The organism is Nocardia glycosmidis (genome assembly GCF_052545115.1).
The window spans coordinates 198,054-216,287 of sequence record NZ_JBQWRH010000007.1 but is presented as its reverse complement, the minus strand read 5'-3'; the positions used below and the strand labels follow the sequence as shown (position 1 = coordinate 216,287).

Sequence of the window (18,234 nt, the reverse complement as noted above, 5' to 3'; positions counted from 1 at the left end):
GGTTCTAGTGTTCTCGGCAGATGACAACCGGGTTCGGCGCGTGGTGTAGCAGATTCTGGCTGGTCGATCCGACCAGGAGCCCGGTGAAGCGGTTGTGGCCGCGGCTGCCGGTCAGCACCAGCTGGGTGCTCTCGGCGAATTCGAGCAGCGCCGGTGCAGGCGCGTTCTTCCGGATCACTTTGGTGACGGTCACGTCGGGATACTTCTCGCTCCATCCCGCCAAGCGCTCGGACAGCAGTTCCTCCTCCCGCTGGGCCAGCGTCTCCCAGGCGTCGGGCACCGGAGTCCACTGCAGCAGGTCGGGATCGTTCCACGCGTGCAGTGCGATGACCTCGACGTTCAGCGCCGCCGCCAGCTCGAACGCCTCGCCGACCGCCGCGGTGCCGGCGGGGCTGCCGTCCACGCCGACCAGTACGGGACGTCCGTCCGGCAGCGGCCGGCCGGTCTCGCCGCGCCACACCGTCACCGGGCAGGCCGCCTTGTTCGCGACCGTGAGCGCGGTGGATCCCAGGAGCAAGGTGGCGAGCCGGTCACCGAAGTTCGCCGCGACGACGACCATGCGCGCGACAGCGCTGTGCTCGATCAGCTTGCGTGCGGGCATGCCGTCTTCGAGCTGCTGGTGGATCTCCAATCGCGGCTGATCGGCGCGCACCGCCTCGAACGCCTCGTCCAGCTTGTTCTTCGCCGCGGCTCGGAGTTCGGGGAGCAGATTGATCCCGGTCGACGAGGTGAGCTGATAGTCGAGGGCAGGCGCGACACCGAGCAGCACGAGCGGGCCGTGCAGGCGGTTCGCGACGGCCCCGGCCCAGCGGGCAGCCGCGAGCGCGGTGGGGGTGCCGTCGATTCCGACGACTATCGACTGGCGGTCGACGAGCCTGCTCATCTGGTCTCCGGTTGATTGCTTGTTCTCCGGTTGATTACTGCGGCGTGTCGACTTTCACGTTCGCAGTCGTCGCGTGCGCGCAACGGGGTCGGCGGGCCTTGATGGCGGGGACCTTAGACCCTCATTTCGCGGGATAGCGTCATGACACCGGCGCTGAGCCGGGGTGACGGGCTGGTCTCTGCCCGTTACCCGCGCTGTCGAAAGCTAGCGGGCGAACCGGTCGACGGCTCGCAGCACGGCGGAGCGCATAGCCGGGCTGCCAGTGTGCCCGGAATCCTCGATGACCTGGAGTTCGGCCTCGGGCCAGGCCTGCGCGAGCTGCCAGGCGGTGTACAGCGGGCCGCTCAGGTCGAGCCGGCCATGGATCAAAACGCCGGGAATGCCCGCGAGCCGGTGGGCATCGCGAAGTAGTTGTCCGTCCTCCAGCCAGGCGGCATTGGCGAAGTAATGCGTGCAGATCCGCACGAAGGCCAGTTGCGCGGCGTCGGGCTTGGCGCTGTACTGCCCTGGGTTGCCGAGAGTCTCGTGGGCGATAATGGCGTCTTCCCAGGCACACCAGCGCCGCGCTGCCAGTTCTCGGGTAGCCGCGTCAGGGTTTTCCATCAGCCGGCGATAGGCCTCGACGAGATCGCCGTCGCGGTCGTCGCGGGGAACACCGGCGCGGAAGGTCTCCCACTGCTGCGGCAGCAGTCGTGCGACGCCGCGATAGAGCCAGTCGATCTCTTCGGGCCGGGTCATGGTCACTCCGACGAGTACGATCTCGCTGACCCGGTGCGGGTGCCGCTGGGCGTACGCGAGGATCAGCGTCGAGCCCCAGGAACCACCGAACAGCAGCCACCGATCGATACCGAGGTGCTCGCGCAACCGTTCCATGTCGGCGATCAGGTGGTCGGTGGTGTTGTGTGCCATGTCGACCGTGGGGTCCGAGGCGTGCGGGAGGCTCGCCCCGCACCCGCGCTGATCGAACCGGACGACTCGGTAGACCTCAGGGTCGAACGACTTGCGCGCGCCGGACCGTCCTCCGCTGCCGGGGCCGCCGTGCACGACCAGCGCCGGTTTGCCGGTCGGGTTGCCGCTGATCTCCCAGTAGATCTGCTGGCCGTCTCCGACGTCGAGCAGCCCGTGAGCGTATGGCTCGTGGTCGGGAAACGGCTGGCGTGCTTCGGATTCCGGGTCAGGCGTGGCCACGAGCGACCACGGTACCTGCGGTCTCGCTCCGGTCGGCCGCGCCGGGGGTGGGCGCGATCTGCTCCCTGGTGCGCAGCGCCGCCCAGAGCGCCGCGGTCGCGGCGGTGCAAGCCGCCGCTGCGCCCACGTGCACGACGACCAGCGCCGCCGGGACATCGGTGAAGTACTGCACGACGCCCACCAGCGCCTGGGAGCAGACCAGCGCGAGCAGCACGAACAGCCGGGTGCGCACCGCGGGCGTGATTCCGGCGGCGAACAGGCCGAACGCCAGGCCGATGAGGAGTGCGAGATACCCGACCAGTAGCTGCGAGTGCAGGTGTACCAGGGTGACGATCTCGACTTGGAGGCGCTCGACGGGACGCTCGATGCTCTTGTCACCCGCGTGCGGACCCGCCGCGGTCACCAGCGTGCCCGCGACCAGCACGGCGCCGAGCGCGACACCGGCGAGTCCGGTGAGCCAGCGCAGCGGCGCGGGCGCCTGCGCGGTGTCGATGCCGTCGTCGGGTTGGCCGATCTTCGCGTACAGCACCACCGCCAGCCAGACCATCACCATGGACGCGAGCAGGTGCGTCGCGACGGTCCACCACAGCAGTCCGGTGCGCACCGTGATGCCGCCGATGATCGCCTGCGCGACGGTGCCGCCGGGCATCAGCCACGCGTACACCAGCACCTCGCGGCGTCGCCGCGCCCGGGTCACCGCGAGCACGATCAGCGCGGCGCACAGTGAGACGACGAAGGTGAGCAGCCGATTGGAGAACTCGACCGCCTGGTGGATGGCCGGGACCTCCGACACCGCGACCGGTGTGAAGCTGCCGGGGAAGCACTGCGGCCAGGTCGGGCAGCCGAGCCCGGACGCGGTGACCCGCACGACAGCGCCGGTCACCGAGATGCCTGCCTGCGAGAGGATCACCGCGACCGCGATCAGGCGCTGCACCCGCAGTGCGGGCAGCGGCAGCTTGTCGACGAGTCGCAGGAACGCGCGATACAGCACGTCGAAGATGGTAGCCCGGCCGGTTCCGGCGGCTGCACCCGGTCTACTACATCTCGTCGTGGGATGCTTCAGTGGAAGCGGAACAGTCGGGTCGCCAGGCCACCGGACACTGCGCCCCACACCGCGAGCACAGCCAAGCCGAACCAGTCGACGCTGTCGCGCATCGCGTCCTCCAAGGTGACCGCCAGCGCGCCGGAGGGCACCAGCCGAGCTACCACGCTCACCGCAGGCGGCAGGTCTTCGGCGGCGAACACGACGCTGGCGACACCGAGCATGACGAACCAGAGGATGTTCGCCAGGGCGAGCACCACCTCGGCCTTGAGGGTGCCGCCGAGCAGCAGGCCCATCGCCGCGAACGTGGCGGTGCCCAGCGCGATCACCGCGGCGCCCAGCAGCAGCCCGAGGGGTTCGGGCCGCCAGCCCAGCGCTACGCCGATCAGGCCGAGCAGGATCGCTTGCAGCACGACGACGATGAGCACCGCGGCGCTCTTGCCCGCGATGGCACCCCAGCGCGGCAACGCCGTCGCGCCGAGCCGCTTGAGCGCGCCGTAGCGGCGGTCGAAGCCGACCGCGATGGCCTGACCGGTGAACGCGGTGGACATCACGGCCACCATCATCACCGCGGGCACGATTTCGTCCACCCGGTGCGCGCCGAGATCGCCGAACGGCAGCACACTCATCCCGACCAGCAGGGTGATCGGGATGAACATGGTCAGCAGCAACTGTTCGCCGTTGCGCAGCAACAGGATCAGCTCGAGCCGGGTCTGCGCGAGCATCATCGCGGCACGGGAACTAGGACGCGGAGCGGGGGTGAAGGTGCCCGGCTCGAAGCGGTTGGTGGCCGAATCGTGCGTGCTCATCCGCGCAAATCCCGTCCGGTCAGTTCCAGGAAAACGTCTTCGAGGCGGCGCTGATCGATCCGGATGTCGGTAGCCAGCACGTTCATTCGCGCGCACCACGCGGTGACGGTGGCGAGCACCTGCGGAGTGATCTCGCCCTCCACCAGATACGTGCCCGGCGCGGTCTCCCTGGGGGCGAAGCCTTCCGGCAACGCCGTCTTCAGCAGGTCCACGTTCAGGTTGGGTGGCGCGCAGAATCGCAGCTGCCCGGCGGCCCCGTGGGCGGTGACCTCGGCCGGGGTTCCGGAGGCGACAATGCGGCCGTGGTCGATGATCACCAGCTGGTCGGCGAGCTGCTCGGCTTCGTCCATCATGTGCGTGGTGAGCACGACGGTCACGCCGTCGCGGCGCAGGGCGTCGATCAGTTCCCAGACCATCAGCCTGGCCTGCGCGTCCAGACCCGCGGTCGGTTCGTCCAGGAAGATCAGTTCCGGCTTACCCACCAGGGCGCAGGCCAGCGCCAGCCGCTGCTGCTGGCCGCCGGACAGACGCCGGTAGGGCGTGCGACGGTTGTCCTGCAGACCGAGCGTGCGCAGCAGCCAGTCGGGATCGAGCGGATCGGCGGAGTAGGCGGCCACCAAGTCGAGCATTTCGCCGGCCCGCGAACCCGGGTACGCGCCACCACCTTGCAGCATGACACCGATCCGGGGACGAAGCCGCTCGGAATCGGCGACGGGGTCCAGCCCGAGCACCCGCACCACACCCGCGTCCGGTGCGGCGAATCCCTCGCACATCTCCACCGTCGTGGTCTTGCCCGCCCCGTTCGGTCCGAGCAACGCGAGCACCTGCGCCGGTTCGACCTCGAAGGTCAGACCATCCACCGCCGTCGTCTCGCCGTAACGCTTGACCACCCCGTCGACGCTGACAGCGGGCCCGGAAGCGGGCGTCACGACGCCGCCTCGCCGGCGCTCGGCTGCCGCGCGCCCATCGCCGCTGTATTGATGGCACCCTCGTTGATGGCACCCTCGCCGAGCTCGGTCACGATCTCACACCGTAGGAGGTGGCCGCCTGTGACGGAGCCGACACCCCCTGTTGCCCCCGCCAGGGCAGCGCATTGCGGGTGACCACGATGAACAGAACCCCGACGATCACCGTGGCGATGGCGGCGCCAACGATCTGGAAAACTTCGAGATCGGCGCCGCGCGGCATCAGGATCACGCTCACCACCGCCGAGAACGTCACCGCCGGAAGGCGGAACACCGGCTGGGTCGCCCACGCGGCCATCGGCACGATGGCCCACAGCAGATACCACGGCTGCACGACCGGAAACAGCAGCACGATGGCGCCCAGCGCCACGCCGAGCGCGCCCACCGCATGCAGCCGCCCGGTGCCGGTGGCCACCAGCATGCGGACCGTGAAGAAGCCCGCCACCACCGCCGCGATCGGCCGGGTGATGCTCAGCAGCGCCGTCGTATGGTCGCCGAGGCCGAGCAGCACGCCGCCGAATCCGGTGATGATGCCCAGCACCGTCGGCAGCGACATCCAGCTGCGCACCACGCTGGCTGTGTTGAGGGTGTAGATCCAGCCGAAGCCGAGGCCGCTCACCGAACTGATGAAAAGCGTCGTGCTGATGGCGATCGCACCGAGCATCGCGGCCGCGGTGGCGACGGTGCGCAGCGTGGCGCCCCAGCGCCGTGCCAGCGCCATCCCGACGAACCCGAGCGCGATGATCGAGGTGAATTTGATCGACGAGGACAGCGTGATGATGACCGCGCCGCTGATCAGCCAGGCGTAGGCGCGCCCGTCGAACGGATGGGTGTCCTCGATGGCGCGCAGGCAGAACTCGAGGCCGGCCAGCATCAGCCCGAGCATCAGCGCGTCGTTGTGCACGCCGCCGACCAGGTGGAACAGCACCAGCGGGTTGGCCGCGCCGAGCCACAGCGCGCTCACCGGGGCGACGCCGCAGCGCACCGACAGCCGCGGCAGCGCCCATACGATCAGCGCGACCCCGCCCAACGCGAGCAGCCGGTGCACCCAGACGCCCGCGATGATGTTGTCGCCGGTGAGTTCGGCGATGCCGCGACCGAGCCAAAGGAACAGCGGACCGTAGGGCGCGGGGGTGTCCCGCCAGATGGTGGGAACGTTGTTGGTGAGAACGTTGTCGATCCCCAGCCCCGCGACCGGACCCTGCTCGTACGGATTGATGCCCCGCGCGGCGATCTCGCTCTGTGCCAGATAGGAGTACACGTCGTTGCTGAACAGCGGCGGCGTCATGATGAGCGGGATGATCCACAGCAACAGCGTGCGGTCCAGCTGCGAGCGGGTCAGCCGATGGATGGGGGAGCCGCCGATACTGCCCACCGCGAACCGGCCGAGCAGCAGCCAGGCCAGCACCACCACGACGGTGCCGATCATGCACATGGCCAGCGAACCGGTGTGCGCACGGGCGAAGATGCCGAGCACCCGTACGCCGGAGGTCGGGTTCTGGTGCACCGGCTGCGCGCCGATGCCGAGCGCGCTGATCGCCATCAGCACCGTGCCCGTCGCGCCCATCAGGCGGATCCGGTCCAGCTGCGTGAGCTCGGTGCGATCGAGACCGGGCACTTCTGATTCGTCGCTGTGCAGCACCGCGATCGTGTGGTCGGGCGTGGGCACGTCGAGTCCGAGTGCCCGGCGCCCGAATGCCAGTGTCCTGCGCCGCGCGCCCTCCAGTACCGCCACGAGACGAAGCCTAGTTCGGGTGGCGGTCGCCGACCCGAACGGGCATCGTCCGTTCCGGTCGGACCCCGTCCCGTTCTCAACTGTGACGGATCGCACTCCGGGTGCGGCGCGCGCCGTCGACGATCGGGTCGGTGGTGCGCACCGAGAGCGATGACGGTCGGCGAACGGCGGGTGCCGGCCGACCGAATTCGTTCCCTGCGCGGCATTCCGCAGGTCAGCCGGGAGGGCTCGCCGAGTTGCGCGTTCTGGTCGGTTGGCGCCGGTGTCACCCCATCTTGCGCGGACGCCTGACACCGCGCAATCCGCGCAGGTCGGTCCAGGTGACGAAGTCAGGGGACCCTTATTAGATTTCGGGAAGGAATTCCGCCACACTGATGTTGTGAAAACCGTGGGTTTGCGGAGAGCTGACACAGGAGCCGGTCGCGGGACCGGTTCCGAGTCGGTCGCCGCGCTCGCGACGGCCGGTGGCGAGGGCCATACCCGAGCGGCCATCGTCCAGTTGTTGCTGGAGGAAGGGCCGATCACGGCGACCGCCATCGGAAGCAGGCTCGGTCTTGCCCCGGCCGGCGTGCGCAGGCACCTGGACGCCTTGATCGACTCCGGTCAAGCCCGTGCCGCCCGATCGGCGCCGTGGCAGCAGAAGGGCCGCGGCCGCCCGGCCAAGCAATACCAGCTCACCGCGGTGGGCCGGGGCAAACTCGGCCACGCCTACGACGATCTGGCCGGGGCCGCGATGCGGCAGCTCGGCAAGATCGGCGGCGAACAGGCCATCACCGAGTTCGCCCGGCAACGGGCACGCACTATCGTGGCCGGGATCGAACCGGTCGCGGAGCACACCCCGGAGCGCACCGAGGCCAAGTCCGAGGAGATCGCCGAGGCGTTCACCGATGCCGGTTTCGCCGCGTCCACCCGCAAAGTGGGCACGGGCGTACAGATCTGCCAGCACCACTGCCCGGTCGCGCACGTCGCCGAGGAGTTCCCGCAGTTGTGCGCGGCCGAACTCGAGGCGTTCCGTGAGCTGCTCGGTACGCACGTGCAGCGATTGGCGACGATCGCCAACGGCGACTGTGCGTGCACCACACACGTGCCATTGCTGGTTCCACCGCTGGCCCAGACCGAAACTTCAGCACAAACCGCTGCACAGCCCGCAGCGGTAGGAACGAACGACTCCGGAAGGAGTGCCGAATGACGACGACCACCGACCAGGTGCAACCGCTCACCCAGGAAGAAACCATCGCCTCGCTGGGGAACTACGGTTACGGCTGGGCCGATTCGGATGCGGCCGGTGCCAGCGCGCAACGAGGTCTCTCCGAGGCGGTAGTCCGCGACATCTCGGCGAAGAAGAACGAGCCGGAATGGATGCTCGACCAGCGGCTCAAGGCGCTGCGGATCTTCGATCGCAAACCGATGCCGATCTGGGGTTCCAATCTCGAGGGCATCGACTTCGACAACATCAAGTACTTCGTGCGCTCGACCGAAAAGCAGGCGGCGTCCTGGGAGGAACTCCCCGAGGACATCAAGAACACCTACGACAGGCTGGGCATTCCGGAGGCGGAAAAGCAGCGGTTGGTCGCCGGTGTGGCGGCGCAGTACGAGTCCGAGGTCGTCTACCACCAGATCCGCGAGGACCTCGAGGCCCAGGGTGTGATCTTCCTGGACACCGACACCGGTCTCAAGGAGCACCCGGAGATCTTCCAGCAGTACTTCGGTTCGGTCATCCCGGCCGGTGACAACAAGTTCTCGGCCTTGAACACCTCGGTGTGGTCGGGCGGCTCGTTCATCTACGTGCCGCCGGGCGTGCACGTCGACATTCCGCTGCAGGCCTACTTCCGGATCAACACCGAGAACATGGGTCAGTTCGAGCGGACGCTGATCATCGTCGACGAGGGCGCCTACGTGCACTACGTCGAGGGCTGCACCGCGCCGATCTACAAGTCGGACTCGCTGCACTCGGCGGTGGTGGAGATCATCGTGAAGAAGGGCGGCCGCTGCCGCTACACCACCATCCAGAACTGGTCGAACAACGTCTACAACCTGGTCACCAAGCGGGCCAAGGCCGAGGCGGGCGCGACCATGGAGTGGATCGACGGCAATATCGGCTCCAAGGTCACCATGAAGTACCCCGCGGTCTGGATGACCGGCGAGTACGCCAAGGGTGAGGTGCTTTCGGTGGCCTTCGCCGGCGAAGGCCAGCACCAGGACACCGGCGCGAAGATGCTGCATCTCGCGCCGCACACCTCCTCGACCATCGTGTCGAAGTCGGTGGCGCGCGGCGGTGGCCGGGCCTCCTACCGCGGCCTGGTCCAGGTGAACAAGGGCGCGCACGGCTCGAAGTCCACGGTGAAGTGCGACGCGCTGCTGGTCGACACGATCAGCCGCTCGGACACCTACCCCTACGTCGACATCCGCGAGGACGACGTGACCATGGGCCATGAGGCGACCGTCTCCAAGGTCTCCGAGGATCAGCTGTTCTACCTGATGAGCCGCGGCCTCACCGAGGATGAGGCCATGGCGATGGTGGTGCGCGGCTTCGTCGAGCCGATCGCCAAGGAACTGCCCATGGAATACGCGCTCGAACTGAACCGCCTGATCGAACTGCAGATGGAAGGAGCCGTCGGCTGATGGCAATCGAGAACGTTGCCGAAGCGGCCGAGGCCCGCACCCCCGCGGTCAACAAGGGCGAAGTGTTCGCCTCGTTCGATGTGGACGCCTTCGAGGTGCCCTCCGCCAGGGATGAAGCCTGGCGGTTCACGCCGCTGCGGCGCTTGCGCGGACTGCAGGATGGCACCGCGGTCCGGGACGGTCGTGCGACCGTCGCGGTCGCCGCGGTCGACGGCGTGACGGTGGAGACGGTCGACCGCGCCGACAGCCGGCTCGGCACGGCCGGCGTGCCGTCGGATCGCGTTGCCGCGCAAGCCTATTCGGGCTTCGAACAGGCCACTGTCGTCTCGGTCGCCAAGGAGATCGAGGTCGCCGAGCCGGTGACCGTCACGATCGTCGGCCCCGGCGCGGGCAAGACTGCCTACGGTCACCTGCAGATCCGCCTGGACCGCTTCGCCAAGGCCACCGTGGTCATCGACCAGCGTGGCAGTGGGACATATGCGGAGAACGTGGAATTCGTGCTCGGCGACTCCGCCAAGCTGACCGTCGTCGCCGTGCAGGACTGGGCCGACGACGCGGTGCACGCCACCGCACACCACGCCCAGCTCGGCCACGACGCCACCCTGCGGCACACCTCGGTCACCCTCGGCGGCGACTTGGTGCGCCTGACCGCCAACGTTCGCTACGCCGGCCCCGGCGGCGACGCCGAACTACTCGGCCTCTACTTCGCCGACGCGGGCCAGCACTTCGAACAGCGTCTGCTCGTCGACCACGCGGTCCCGAACTGCAAGTCGAGGGTGCTGTACAAGGGTGCGCTGCAAGGCGATCCGGCGCTGTCCGATGGACACTCGGCAAGCTCGGCGTCCGGGCCGAAGGGCGACGCCCGCACCGTATGGGTCGGCGACGTACTCATCCGCGCCGCGGCCGAAGGCACCGATACCTTCGAGGTGAACCGCAATCTGGTGCTCACCGACGGCGCCAGGGCCGACTCGGTGCCGAACCTGGAGATCGAGACCGGTGAGATCGCCGGTGCGGGACACGCGTCCGCGACCGGCCGGTTCGATGACGAGCAGCTGTTCTATCTGCGCGCCCGCGGTATCCCGGAGGACGCGGCCCGCCGTCTGTTGGTGCGCGGGTTCTTCCACGAGATCATTCAGAAGATCGCGGTCCCCGAGGTTCGGGAGCGGCTGGAGGCGGCCATCGAGGCCGAGCTCGCCGCCGTCGGCGCCTGATCAACGACCCCATACCCCCGCAAAGGAATTCGAATTCGATGACCACCCTGGAAATCAAGGACCTGCACGTCGAGGTCGCCAACCCCGATGAGACCGGCGAGCCCATCAAGATCCTCAACGGCGTGAACCTGACCGTGAAGTCCGGTGAGACGCACGCGATCATGGGCCCGAACGGCTCTGGCAAGTCGACGCTGTCCTACGCGATCGCCGGTCACCCGAAGTACACCGTGACCTCCGGCTCGATCACTCTCGACGGCGAGGATGTGCTGGCGATGTCGGTCGACGAGCGCGCGCGTGCCGGTCTGTTCCTCGCCATGCAGTACCCGGTCGAGGTTCCCGGTGTCTCGATGTCCAACTTCCTGCGTACCGCTGCCACCGCCGTCCGCGGTGAGGCCCCCAAGCTGCGGCACTGGGTCAAGGAGGTGAAGGAGTCGATGGGCGAACTGGAGATCGACGCCGCCTTCGCCGACCGCAGTGTGAACGAGGGCTTCTCCGGCGGTGAGAAGAAGCGCCATGAGATCCTGCAGCTGAGCCTGCTCAAGCCGAGGATCGCAATCCTGGACGAGACCGACTCCGGTCTGGACGTCGACGCACTGCGCATCGTTTCCGAGGGCGTGAACCGCTACAAGGAGCGCGAGAACGGCGGCGTGCTGCTGATCACGCACTACACCCGCATTCTGCGCTACATCCAACCGGAATTCGTGCACGTCTTCGTCGGCGGCCGCATCGTCGCCGAGGGCGGCGCCGAACTCGCCGAGGAACTCGACGCCAACGGCTACGTCCGCTTCACACACAGCTCAGCGACCCCCTCTGACATTTCCCAGTCCGCTACCGCTGGAGCCTGAGATGACCGCAACGGTCCGCACCCTCGACGTCGCCCGCATCCGGGCCGACTTCCCGATCCTGAGCCGCACGGTTCGGGATGGGAAACCGTTGGTGTACTTGGACTCCGGGGCGACCGCGCAGCGGCCGATCGGAGTGCTGGAGGCCGAACGCGATTTCCTGATCACCAGCAACTCGGCGGTGCACCGCGGTGCGCATCAGCTGGCTGAGGAGGCGACCGACGCCTATGAGGGCGCGCGGGCCGATATCGCGCGTTTCATCGGCGTCGACGCGGGCGAGATCGTGTTCACCAAGAACGCCACCGAGTCGCTGAACCTGGTGACCTACGCGTTCGCCGACAACCGGTTCCCGTACCACGTCGGGCCCGGGGACGAGATCGTCATCACCGAGCTGGAGCACCACGCGAACCTGGTGCCCTGGCAGGAGCTGGCCCGCCGCACCGGCGCAACGCTGAAGTGGTTCGGTGTCACCGAGGACGGCCGCATCGACCTCGACTCGCTGGAACTGTCGCCCGCCACGAAGGTGGTCGCGTTCACTCACCAGTCCAACGTCACCGGCGCCGTCGCGCCGGTCGCCGAGTTGGTGCGCCGGGCCCGGGCCGTCGGTGCGCTGGTGGTGCTGGATGCATGCCAGTCGGTGCCGCATATGCCGGTGAACTTCCGCGAGCTCGGCGTCGATTTCGCCGCGTTCTCCGGCCACAAAATGCTCGGCCCCTCCGGGGTCGGCGTGCTCTATGGGCGCCGTGCGCTGCTCGAGCAGACGCCGCCGTTCATCACCGGCGGGTCCATGATCGAGACGGTGTTCATGGAACACAGCACCTACGCGCCGCCGCCGCAGCGGTTCGAGGCGGGCGTGCCGATGACCTCACAGGTGGTCGGCTTGGGCGCGGCCGTGCGGTATCTGGAAGAAATCGGCATGGAAGCCATTGCGGCACATGAGCACACGCTGGTCGATGCGGCGCTGGAAGGGCTTGCCGGGATCGATGGCGTGCGGGTGATCGGTCCGACCGAGAACATCGACCGCGGCGGCGCGGTGTCGTTCGTGGTCGACGGCATCCACGCCCACGACGTCGGACAGATCCTGGACGACGAGGGCGTCGCCATCCGGGTGGGCCACCACTGCGCGTGGCCGTTGCACCGGCGCTTCGGCATCGCCGCGACCGCCCGCGCGTCGTTCGCGGTCTATAACACCCTGGCCGAGGTGGACGCACTGGTCGCCGCGGTGCGGAAGGCCCAGAGCTTCTTCGGGGTTGGGTAAGACATGCGTATGGAGCAGATGTACCAGGAAGTCATCCTGGACCACTACAAGCACCCGCACGGCCGCGGGCTGCGGGAGCCGTACGGGGCCGAGGTGCACCACGTGAACCCGACCTGCGGCGACGAGGTGACCCTGCGCGTACACCTGGACGGCAACGGTGACGTGGCCGACGTCTCCTACGACGGGCAGGGCTGCTCGATCAGTCAGGCCGCGACCTCGATTCTCACCGATCAGGTCATCGGGCTCCCGGTGCAACAGGCGCTGAAGGTGGTCGACTCCTACAGCGAGATGATCTCCAGCCGGGGCACCATCGAGGGCGACGAAGACGTGATCGGCGACGGTATCGCCCTCGCCGGGGTGTCGAAGTATCCGGCGCGGGTGAAATGCGCGCTGCTCGGGTGGATGGCGTTCAAGGACGCCGTCCTGCGGATCGGCCCCGAGCAGCTCGCAGCCACCGCAGAAGGAGTGCAACGTCCGATGGGAAACGGGGAAGCGTCATGAGTGACACACCGGCCACCGATACGGCCGAGCCGGCCGAGATGTCCGCCGAGGATGTCAAGGTGCTCGAAGACATCGAAGAGGCGATGCGTGACGTCGTCGACCCGGAACTCGGCATCAACGTCGTCGACTTGGGCCTGGTCTACGGCCTGCGGGTCGAGGAGGACAACGTCGCCATCCTCGACATGACGCTGACGTCCCCGGCCTGCCCGCTGACGGACGTCATCGAGGACCAGGCGCGCAATGCGCTGGTGCGCAGCGGACTGGTCGAAGAGCTGAAGATCAACTGGGTCTGGATTCCGCCGTGGGGTCCGGACAAGATCACCGAGGACGGGCGCGAGCAGTTGCGTGCCCTCGGGTTCACGGTGTAACCCAGCCGCCACCGGCAGTAGCCGTCGGCGCCGGCGCTCCGAATCGAGTGTCGCCGTCGGCGGCTTTGTCATATCCGTTCCCGCCAGAGTGCGTCCACAACGTGGACGTTGCCGCCCCGCGTGGGAAGTCCTGGTTCGCGCAGCTGGCGTGCGTCTCAGCGCCTGCCCGATGACCGCCGGATGTGACGCGGCGGCGCAGTACCTTCCGGACCTGTGGCGAGAACTGGATGTCCTGTGCGCCTGCGACGATCACCGCGATGGCTGCGGTCTCGATGACGATGCTGGTTGTGCCCACGCGTCGAGCGGCACCGGATCGAATGCGGCGAGCGGGGTCGTGAAGGATCGGCCGCGCCAACGTCGACGATCGTGTTCAGCGGCAGGTTACTCGGGGCTCGCTCTCCCGGGTGGCGCTGAGCTCGGCACCGGTTGGTTTACCTGGGGATTGCTATGTTTTGCTGTACGCACCCCGGTTCGGCCTCTAGGCCGTGTTACATCAGCGTTTCCTGATGGTTGCTACAAAGTAGCTGTAGACGGTTTGTGTTGCTGTAAGAATAGGACCGGTCAACGAGTTCGTCCCACTCGGAATCCACTACTTTCCTCGAAGGGAGCTCGGTTATGGCAGCACAGGACACGGCCACCGAAAGCAGGACGATGTCGGAGGGCCGACGGGAAGATATGGCGGATGTCCGCGGGGAGGTGGAGATGCTGCGGGTGCGCTTGGACGAAGCCCGCCAGGAAGCGCAGAGCGCACGCCAGTACGCGATGCAGGCCACCGGGCTGGCCCGGCAGGCCCAGGCGCAGGCTCGTCAGGTGCAGCATCAGGCGCAGATCGCTCAGCAGGACGCCAACCAGGCCAACCAGCAAGCCCAGCAGGCTCGCCAGCAGGCGATCCTGGCGGCGAACCAGGCCCAGCAGGCCCAAAGCGAGGCCGACCGCGCCCAAAATCAGGCCCAGCAGGCCCAAGGGGAGGCCAGCCAGAGCCAGCAACGCGCGTCCTCGGCACAGGATCAAGCCGATCAGGCCACCCAGCTCGCGCAGCAGGCCGAGGACCAGGCCAGCCGTGCCCAAGACCGGTCCGGCCAGTGGGAGATGCAGCTGCATCAGATCCGTCAGCAGGCTCGTCATCTGCAGGGTCGCTGACCCGGCAGCAGGAGTCGGAGTGAACGCGACACCGACGAACCGGCGCGCCGGAAACCCGGCGCGTCCGGTTCGCCGGTCCGGGAGAGGAAGGCGAGGATGAGCGAGGAGACCCCGCCACCCCCTGCCGAGGAGCCGGGAGTCGATGTCGAGGTGGTGGTACCCGAAGCCCTGAGCGTCGGGGTCTACGCGAACGGATTCACCTGCTGGTACAACCGCACCGATTTCACCGTCGACTTCCTGGTCTATCTGCCTGCCGAACCCGGTTCCGTCAACAGCGACGGGCCGGTGATGCGGCAACCGGTGCAGGTCGTCTCACGGGTGAAATTCCCGCCCGCGTTGATCTTCCGGTTGATGCAGACGCTGAACGACGCCATGAGCAACTACGAGCGCCAGTTCGGGCACATCACCCACCTCGGCGAATGACCGCCGAGACGAATACGCGTCAGGAGAAACCTGCGATGGCCACCATCTCCGGCTCGATCATCCTGGTCGCCTCTCATCTCGACTGCTCGATCATGCCCGACCCGATGGTGCGGTATCAGCCCGAGCCGATCGCCGGCCGCCGCTACCAACTCATCCCCGTGACGCCGCGACCGGCGCCCGAACCCACCGGATAGATCATTCGGCGGTAGCCGGCTCTCGAGGCGAAACCCGTGCGGTCCGGCGGCGGAAGTAGCCATGATTCGGGGGTGGACGAGATGACATATGCGCGGTCGAGACAGGCGCTGCACGCGGCAGCGGAGTTGCTGATCGCGGGGCCGCAGTATCGGGAGTTCGGCACTATTCGGCTGCGGATCGTGCACGGCGGATTCGGGGGCGTGCGGTGGCCGGTGTCCATCGTCGGCGGCGAGTTGCTGTGGCCCGACGGGCGGACCCGACTGGAGGGGACCTACCGGGCGGTGGCGCGCGTGGCGGGTTTCGAACCGGGACCGCCGGAGGGGGTCTATCCGGACACGACCGGTGTCGATCTCGACGCGGCTATCGGGCTGGACTGCTCGGCGGCGGGCCTGATCGAGGAGTGGTTCGCGGTGGGCGATCGGGCATTACGCTGCCTGGCACCCGATATGATGCCCGTGCTGTGGCCGGAGCACTTCGATTTGGCGACCACGCTCGACGAGGTGACCTACGGAGTGTCGCCGGGCGATGGTGCGCATCCCGGCCCGTACGCCTATGTCGGACCGTGGACGCGGCGCACCGGCGACTTCTGGAACGCTCCGTTCGGTGCGCTGCGTCCGCGAGACAAGGTGAACACCGTCGCCGCGCTGTTGCAATTCTTCGAGGAAGGCCGGGAACGGGCAGCTGGGGGCTGACCGGCTCGACTGTCCGGCGATCGGCAACCCACCGAAACAGCGTGCCGGGGCGCGGAAGATCAGGCGCCTTTGCGTGCAGTGGTCTTCTTGGCGGCCTTTTTCGCGGGTGCCTTCTTCGCGGCGGTGCTCTTGGCTGCGGAACTCTTGGCGGCAGTCTTCTTCGCTGCCTTCTTCGGCGTGGTTTCGGCCGCCCCGCCGCCCGCCGTCCGGGGCCCGCTCGCCTCCAGGCTGCGCTGCAGCGCAGCGACCAGATCGACCACCTCGGCGTCCATACCGCTCGGCGCCATCTCGGGCTGCTCGGCCACCTTGCCGGTGCCGCTGGCGATCGCCTCGTCGAGCACGCGTTTGAGCTCGATCTGGTATTCGTCGGTGAACTGATCCGGATCGAAGTCGTCGGACATGGTCTCGACCAGGGTCTCGGCCATCTTGATCTCCTGCGGCTTGGGTCGCGCGACACCGTCGAGAGATTCGAAGTCGACCGAGCGGACCTCGTCCGGCCACAGCAGGGTTTGCAGCACCAGGACGCCCTCGCGTACGCGCAGCGCGGCGAGCCTGGTCTTCTGGCGCAGGGTGAAATACACCAGCGCGGTTCGCTCTATCTCCTCGAGCGTCGTGGCCAGCAGCACGTATGCCTTCGGCGTGCTGGAATCCGGTTCCAGGTAGTAGCTCTTGTCGAACAGGATCGGGTCGATCTGATCGGACGGCACGAACTGGAGCACCGGGATTTCATGCTTCTCCGCGGCGGGCAGTTTCGCGAAATCTTCGTCGCTCAGGACGACCTTGTCGCCGTCCGGAGACTCGTAGGCCTTGTCGATATCGATATATGGGACGGACTGACCGCACACCGTGCACACGCGGTCGTACTTGATCCGGCCGCCATCCTTCGCATGGACCTGATGGAACCGGATGTCATGGTCCTCGGTGGCGGTGTAGACCTTCACCGGGACGTTCACCAGCCCGAATGCGATCGAGCCCTTCCAGATCGATCTCATTGCTCCATCATGGCCGAACCCCGACGCCCGCGCGAGGGAACCGGAATCCCGAGTGTCGCAGGTCCGACACGCCGGCGCAGCCGCCACGGCAACACCGAGAACAGCGTCCGCATCGCGTCGACGGTGCCGGTCAGGTCGGTGCGGCCGGACAGATACGCATGTTGCGCCGCTGCGGGCAGTTCGAAGAACATGTCGAAGAACAATGGGAGGTCAGCGGGGGGCAGGGCCAGTAACGCCCGAAGTCCGGCGCTGCGCAGATAGTGGACGATCCGCGCGGCCGGAGTCCACACGTCCTGGCCCGCCACCACCGCATCGGCCGCGGCCAGCGCCGCGGCGACGCTGTACCCGGTCGCCGGGTGCAGGAACCCGCCCGCCGCGCCGAACCTGTGCGGACCCGGATGCCCGCCCTGCAGGGGAAACCGGACCTGCTCGACGGGTTCCGCGCCGGTGAGCCGCACGCCCCTGGCGCGCAGCCGATGGTGCAGGCGCATGCGCAGCCGGGAACCCGTGACCGCGGGCCGACCGGCCAGGCAGGTCTCCTCCAGCAGCATTCTTTCGTCATCCAACGGCACGGCGTAGAGGAACGAGGGGGTCTCGTCGGGTTGCGCTCCATTGTCGGCGCGCCAGTCCATGAACAGCGGGTCGAGGCCTGCGCCGCGTTCGGCGTTCACGATCACGCCATAGGCGGTCTGCTCGGCACGCGTGGGCGAACGGGTGAGGCCGCGGGCGTCGATGACTCGGGCTGCCAGCGACCCGCCCGAGGCGACAGTCACCCGCCGAGGGGAGACCTCGACCGCGTGGTCCGCGATGATCTGCGCGCCGGACAGGGACAACGACGTCTGCAAACGCGCGGTGTTCAGCACTACGTAGCGGCGGTCGAGTTGGTGGGCCCGAGTTCCCCACGCCATCGGCCGCGGCACCGTAGCCGCGATGGCCTCCGGCGGCAGCCAGTCCGGTAGTTCATCGGCCCACGCGGCATAGGTGGCCGTCCACCTGCGCTGTGGCGCGGGATCGATGACGGTGACCGCCAGCCCGTGCGCCAGGCCGCGATGCGCGAGCGCACGGCCGGCGGGGCCGAGACCACAGACGACCAGATCGGCTGTCACGCCACGTCCGTGCGGGCGCGCCGGGATGCGCATGCGTGCATCGTCTGCACCTTTCATTCGCTCGCCTGGCTGGAGCCTACTGGCAGCCCGGCTCGACGGGGTATGCGGTGCGTGCCGTATGCCCTCGCTGGTATGCCGGAGCCAGGCACAACTCAGATGAATTCGTCGCGAATACCGCGGCGCAGGATCGGCGGCGAGATCGCGGCGACGCTGCCGTCGAGCCGCCCGGAACTGCGGCGTAGCGAACTCTGCTGTCCGGGCT

Annotated in this window: 19 protein-coding genes; 11 read left to right on the top strand and 8 right to left on the bottom strand. The window is 68.0% G+C overall.

The features are described from left to right. Positions 1 to 4: 4 nt before the first annotated feature. The 6 genes from ACT86A_RS11620 to mptB form a co-directional block, all read right to left on the bottom strand. Positions 5 to 883: a universal stress protein gene (locus tag ACT86A_RS11620; protein ID WP_445092068.1), complete on the bottom strand. Its 879-nt coding sequence runs from the start codon at positions 881 to 883 to the stop codon at positions 5 to 7. Positions 884 to 1,087: 204 nt separating this feature from the next. Then, positions 1,088 to 2,071, bottom strand: a complete 984-nt coding sequence (pip, locus tag ACT86A_RS11615) for a prolyl aminopeptidase (RefSeq protein WP_445092067.1) — start codon at positions 2,069 to 2,071, stop codon at positions 1,088 to 1,090. Beyond that, positions 2,058 to 3,062 (bottom strand): COX15/CtaA family protein, encoded by a 1,005-nt coding sequence (locus tag ACT86A_RS11610; RefSeq protein ID WP_445092066.1) that lies wholly within the window; start codon positions 3,060 to 3,062, stop codon positions 2,058 to 2,060. The genes pip and ACT86A_RS11610 overlap by 14 nt, the downstream gene beginning before the upstream one ends. A gap of 68 nt (positions 3,063 to 3,130) precedes the next feature. Continuing rightward, positions 3,131 to 3,922 carry an ABC transporter permease gene (locus ACT86A_RS11605; RefSeq protein WP_445092065.1) on the bottom strand — a complete coding sequence of 264 codons (792 nt, stop codon included), beginning with the start codon at positions 3,920 to 3,922 and terminating at the stop codon, positions 3,131 to 3,133. After that, complete coding sequence (locus ACT86A_RS11600) at positions 3,919 to 4,851, bottom strand: ABC transporter ATP-binding protein (RefSeq protein ID WP_445092064.1); 933 nt, start codon at positions 4,849 to 4,851, stop codon at positions 3,919 to 3,921. Before ACT86A_RS11600 ends, ACT86A_RS11605 begins: the two co-directional genes overlap by 4 nt. 88 nt (positions 4,852 to 4,939) lie before the next feature. Beyond that, positions 4,940 to 6,622 carry a polyprenol phosphomannose-dependent alpha 1,6 mannosyltransferase MptB gene (gene mptB, locus ACT86A_RS11595; protein WP_445092063.1) on the bottom strand — a complete coding sequence of 561 codons (1,683 nt, stop codon included), beginning with the start codon at positions 6,620 to 6,622 and terminating at the stop codon, positions 4,940 to 4,942. Between the two features lie 379 nt (positions 6,623 to 7,001). Between mptB and ACT86A_RS11590 the strand changes: the two genes are divergently transcribed. The 11 genes from ACT86A_RS11590 to ACT86A_RS11540 all read left to right on the top strand — a co-directional run bounded on the left by ACT86A_RS11590 (position 7,002) and on the right by ACT86A_RS11540 (position 15,874). Next, positions 7,002 to 7,811 carry a helix-turn-helix transcriptional regulator gene (locus tag ACT86A_RS11590; protein ID WP_445092062.1) on the top strand — a complete coding sequence of 270 codons (810 nt, stop codon included), beginning with the start codon at positions 7,002 to 7,004 and terminating at the stop codon, positions 7,809 to 7,811. Beyond that, a complete protein-coding gene (gene sufB / locus ACT86A_RS11585; protein WP_445092061.1) occupies positions 7,808 to 9,244 on the top strand; it encodes a Fe-S cluster assembly protein SufB in 1,437 nt (478 codons plus the stop codon). Before ACT86A_RS11590 ends, sufB begins: the two co-directional genes overlap by 4 nt. After that, a complete protein-coding gene (gene sufD, locus ACT86A_RS11580; RefSeq protein ID WP_445092060.1) occupies positions 9,244 to 10,455 on the top strand; it encodes a Fe-S cluster assembly protein SufD in 1,212 nt (403 codons plus the stop codon). The genes sufB and sufD overlap by 1 nt, the downstream gene beginning before the upstream one ends. A 38-nt stretch (positions 10,456 to 10,493) precedes the next feature. Then, positions 10,494 to 11,300 carry a Fe-S cluster assembly ATPase SufC gene (gene sufC, locus ACT86A_RS11575; RefSeq protein WP_445092059.1) on the top strand — a complete coding sequence of 269 codons (807 nt, stop codon included), beginning with the start codon at positions 10,494 to 10,496 and terminating at the stop codon, positions 11,298 to 11,300. 1 nt (position 11,301) lies between these two features. Then, positions 11,302 to 12,555 (top strand): cysteine desulfurase, encoded by a 1,254-nt coding sequence (locus ACT86A_RS11570; protein ID WP_445092058.1) that lies wholly within the window; start codon positions 11,302 to 11,304, stop codon positions 12,553 to 12,555. A gap of 3 nt (positions 12,556 to 12,558) precedes the next feature. Then, positions 12,559 to 13,056, top strand: a complete 498-nt coding sequence (sufU, locus tag ACT86A_RS11565; protein ID WP_445092057.1) for a Fe-S cluster assembly sulfur transfer protein SufU — start codon at positions 12,559 to 12,561, stop codon at positions 13,054 to 13,056. Then, positions 13,053 to 13,424 (top strand): metal-sulfur cluster assembly factor, encoded by a 372-nt coding sequence (locus ACT86A_RS11560; RefSeq protein WP_445092056.1) that lies wholly within the window; start codon positions 13,053 to 13,055, stop codon positions 13,422 to 13,424. The genes sufU and ACT86A_RS11560 overlap by 4 nt, the downstream gene beginning before the upstream one ends. A 615-nt stretch (positions 13,425 to 14,039) precedes the next feature. Beyond that, positions 14,040 to 14,564, top strand: a complete 525-nt coding sequence (locus ACT86A_RS11555; RefSeq protein ID WP_445092055.1) for a hypothetical protein — start codon at positions 14,040 to 14,042, stop codon at positions 14,562 to 14,564. Between the two features lie 96 nt (positions 14,565 to 14,660). Then, positions 14,661 to 14,987 carry a DUF3467 domain-containing protein gene (locus tag ACT86A_RS11550; protein WP_445092054.1) on the top strand — a complete coding sequence of 109 codons (327 nt, stop codon included), beginning with the start codon at positions 14,661 to 14,663 and terminating at the stop codon, positions 14,985 to 14,987. Positions 14,988 to 15,022: 35 nt separating this feature from the next. Then, a complete protein-coding gene (locus ACT86A_RS11545) occupies positions 15,023 to 15,181 on the top strand; it encodes a hypothetical protein (protein ID WP_445092053.1) in 159 nt (52 codons plus the stop codon). Between the two features lie 81 nt (positions 15,182 to 15,262). Further along, positions 15,263 to 15,874 carry a hypothetical protein gene (locus tag ACT86A_RS11540; protein WP_445092143.1) on the top strand — a complete coding sequence of 204 codons (612 nt, stop codon included), beginning with the start codon at positions 15,263 to 15,265 and terminating at the stop codon, positions 15,872 to 15,874. A gap of 59 nt (positions 15,875 to 15,933) precedes the next feature. Here the strand turns inward: ACT86A_RS11540 and ku are convergent, their stop codons facing one another. Both ku and ACT86A_RS11530 read right to left on the bottom strand, forming a co-directional pair. Further along, a complete protein-coding gene (ku, locus tag ACT86A_RS11535) occupies positions 15,934 to 16,866 on the bottom strand; it encodes a non-homologous end joining protein Ku (protein WP_445092052.1) in 933 nt (310 codons plus the stop codon). Further along, the gene (locus ACT86A_RS11530) at positions 16,863 to 18,005 is read right to left on the bottom strand and encodes a lycopene cyclase family protein (RefSeq protein WP_445092051.1); all 1,143 of its coding nucleotides are present in this window, start codon (positions 18,003 to 18,005) and stop codon (positions 16,863 to 16,865) included. The genes ku and ACT86A_RS11530 overlap by 4 nt, the downstream gene beginning before the upstream one ends. Between the last annotated feature and the right edge of the window lie 229 nt (positions 18,006 to 18,234).

What these genes read in the sequence shown, in the direction of transcription:
- sufU (WP_445092057.1), top strand. Translation starts at nt 12,559, where the DNA reads ATGCGTATGGAGCAGATGTACCAGGAAGTCATCCTGGACCACTACAAG.
- ACT86A_RS11620 (WP_445092068.1), bottom strand. Translation starts at nt 883, where the DNA reads ATGAGCAGGCTCGTCGACCGCCAGTCGATAGTCGTCGGAATCGACGGC.
- sufB (WP_445092061.1), top strand. Translation starts at nt 7,808, where the DNA reads ATGACGACGACCACCGACCAGGTGCAACCGCTCACCCAGGAAGAAACC.
- ACT86A_RS11545 (WP_445092053.1), top strand. Translation starts at nt 15,023, where the DNA reads ATGGCCACCATCTCCGGCTCGATCATCCTGGTCGCCTCTCATCTCGAC.
- ku (WP_445092052.1), bottom strand. Translation starts at nt 16,866, where the DNA reads ATGAGATCGATCTGGAAGGGCTCGATCGCATTCGGGCTGGTGAACGTC.
- ACT86A_RS11605 (WP_445092065.1), bottom strand. Translation starts at nt 3,922, where the DNA reads ATGAGCACGCACGATTCGGCCACCAACCGCTTCGAGCCGGGCACCTTC.
- ACT86A_RS11560 (WP_445092056.1), top strand. Translation starts at nt 13,053, where the DNA reads ATGAGTGACACACCGGCCACCGATACGGCCGAGCCGGCCGAGATGTCC.
- sufD (WP_445092060.1), top strand. Translation starts at nt 9,244, where the DNA reads ATGGCAATCGAGAACGTTGCCGAAGCGGCCGAGGCCCGCACCCCCGCG.
- ACT86A_RS11570 (WP_445092058.1), top strand. Translation starts at nt 11,302, where the DNA reads ATGACCGCAACGGTCCGCACCCTCGACGTCGCCCGCATCCGGGCCGAC.
- ACT86A_RS11540 (WP_445092143.1), top strand. Translation starts at nt 15,263, where the DNA reads ATGACATATGCGCGGTCGAGACAGGCGCTGCACGCGGCAGCGGAGTTG.
- sufC (WP_445092059.1), top strand. Translation starts at nt 10,494, where the DNA reads ATGACCACCCTGGAAATCAAGGACCTGCACGTCGAGGTCGCCAACCCC.
- ACT86A_RS11530 (WP_445092051.1), bottom strand. Translation starts at nt 18,005, where the DNA reads ATGCGCATCCCGGCGCGCCCGCACGGACGTGGCGTGACAGCCGATCTG.
- ACT86A_RS11550 (WP_445092054.1), top strand. Translation starts at nt 14,661, where the DNA reads ATGAGCGAGGAGACCCCGCCACCCCCTGCCGAGGAGCCGGGAGTCGAT.
- ACT86A_RS11555 (WP_445092055.1), top strand. Translation starts at nt 14,040, where the DNA reads ATGGCAGCACAGGACACGGCCACCGAAAGCAGGACGATGTCGGAGGGC.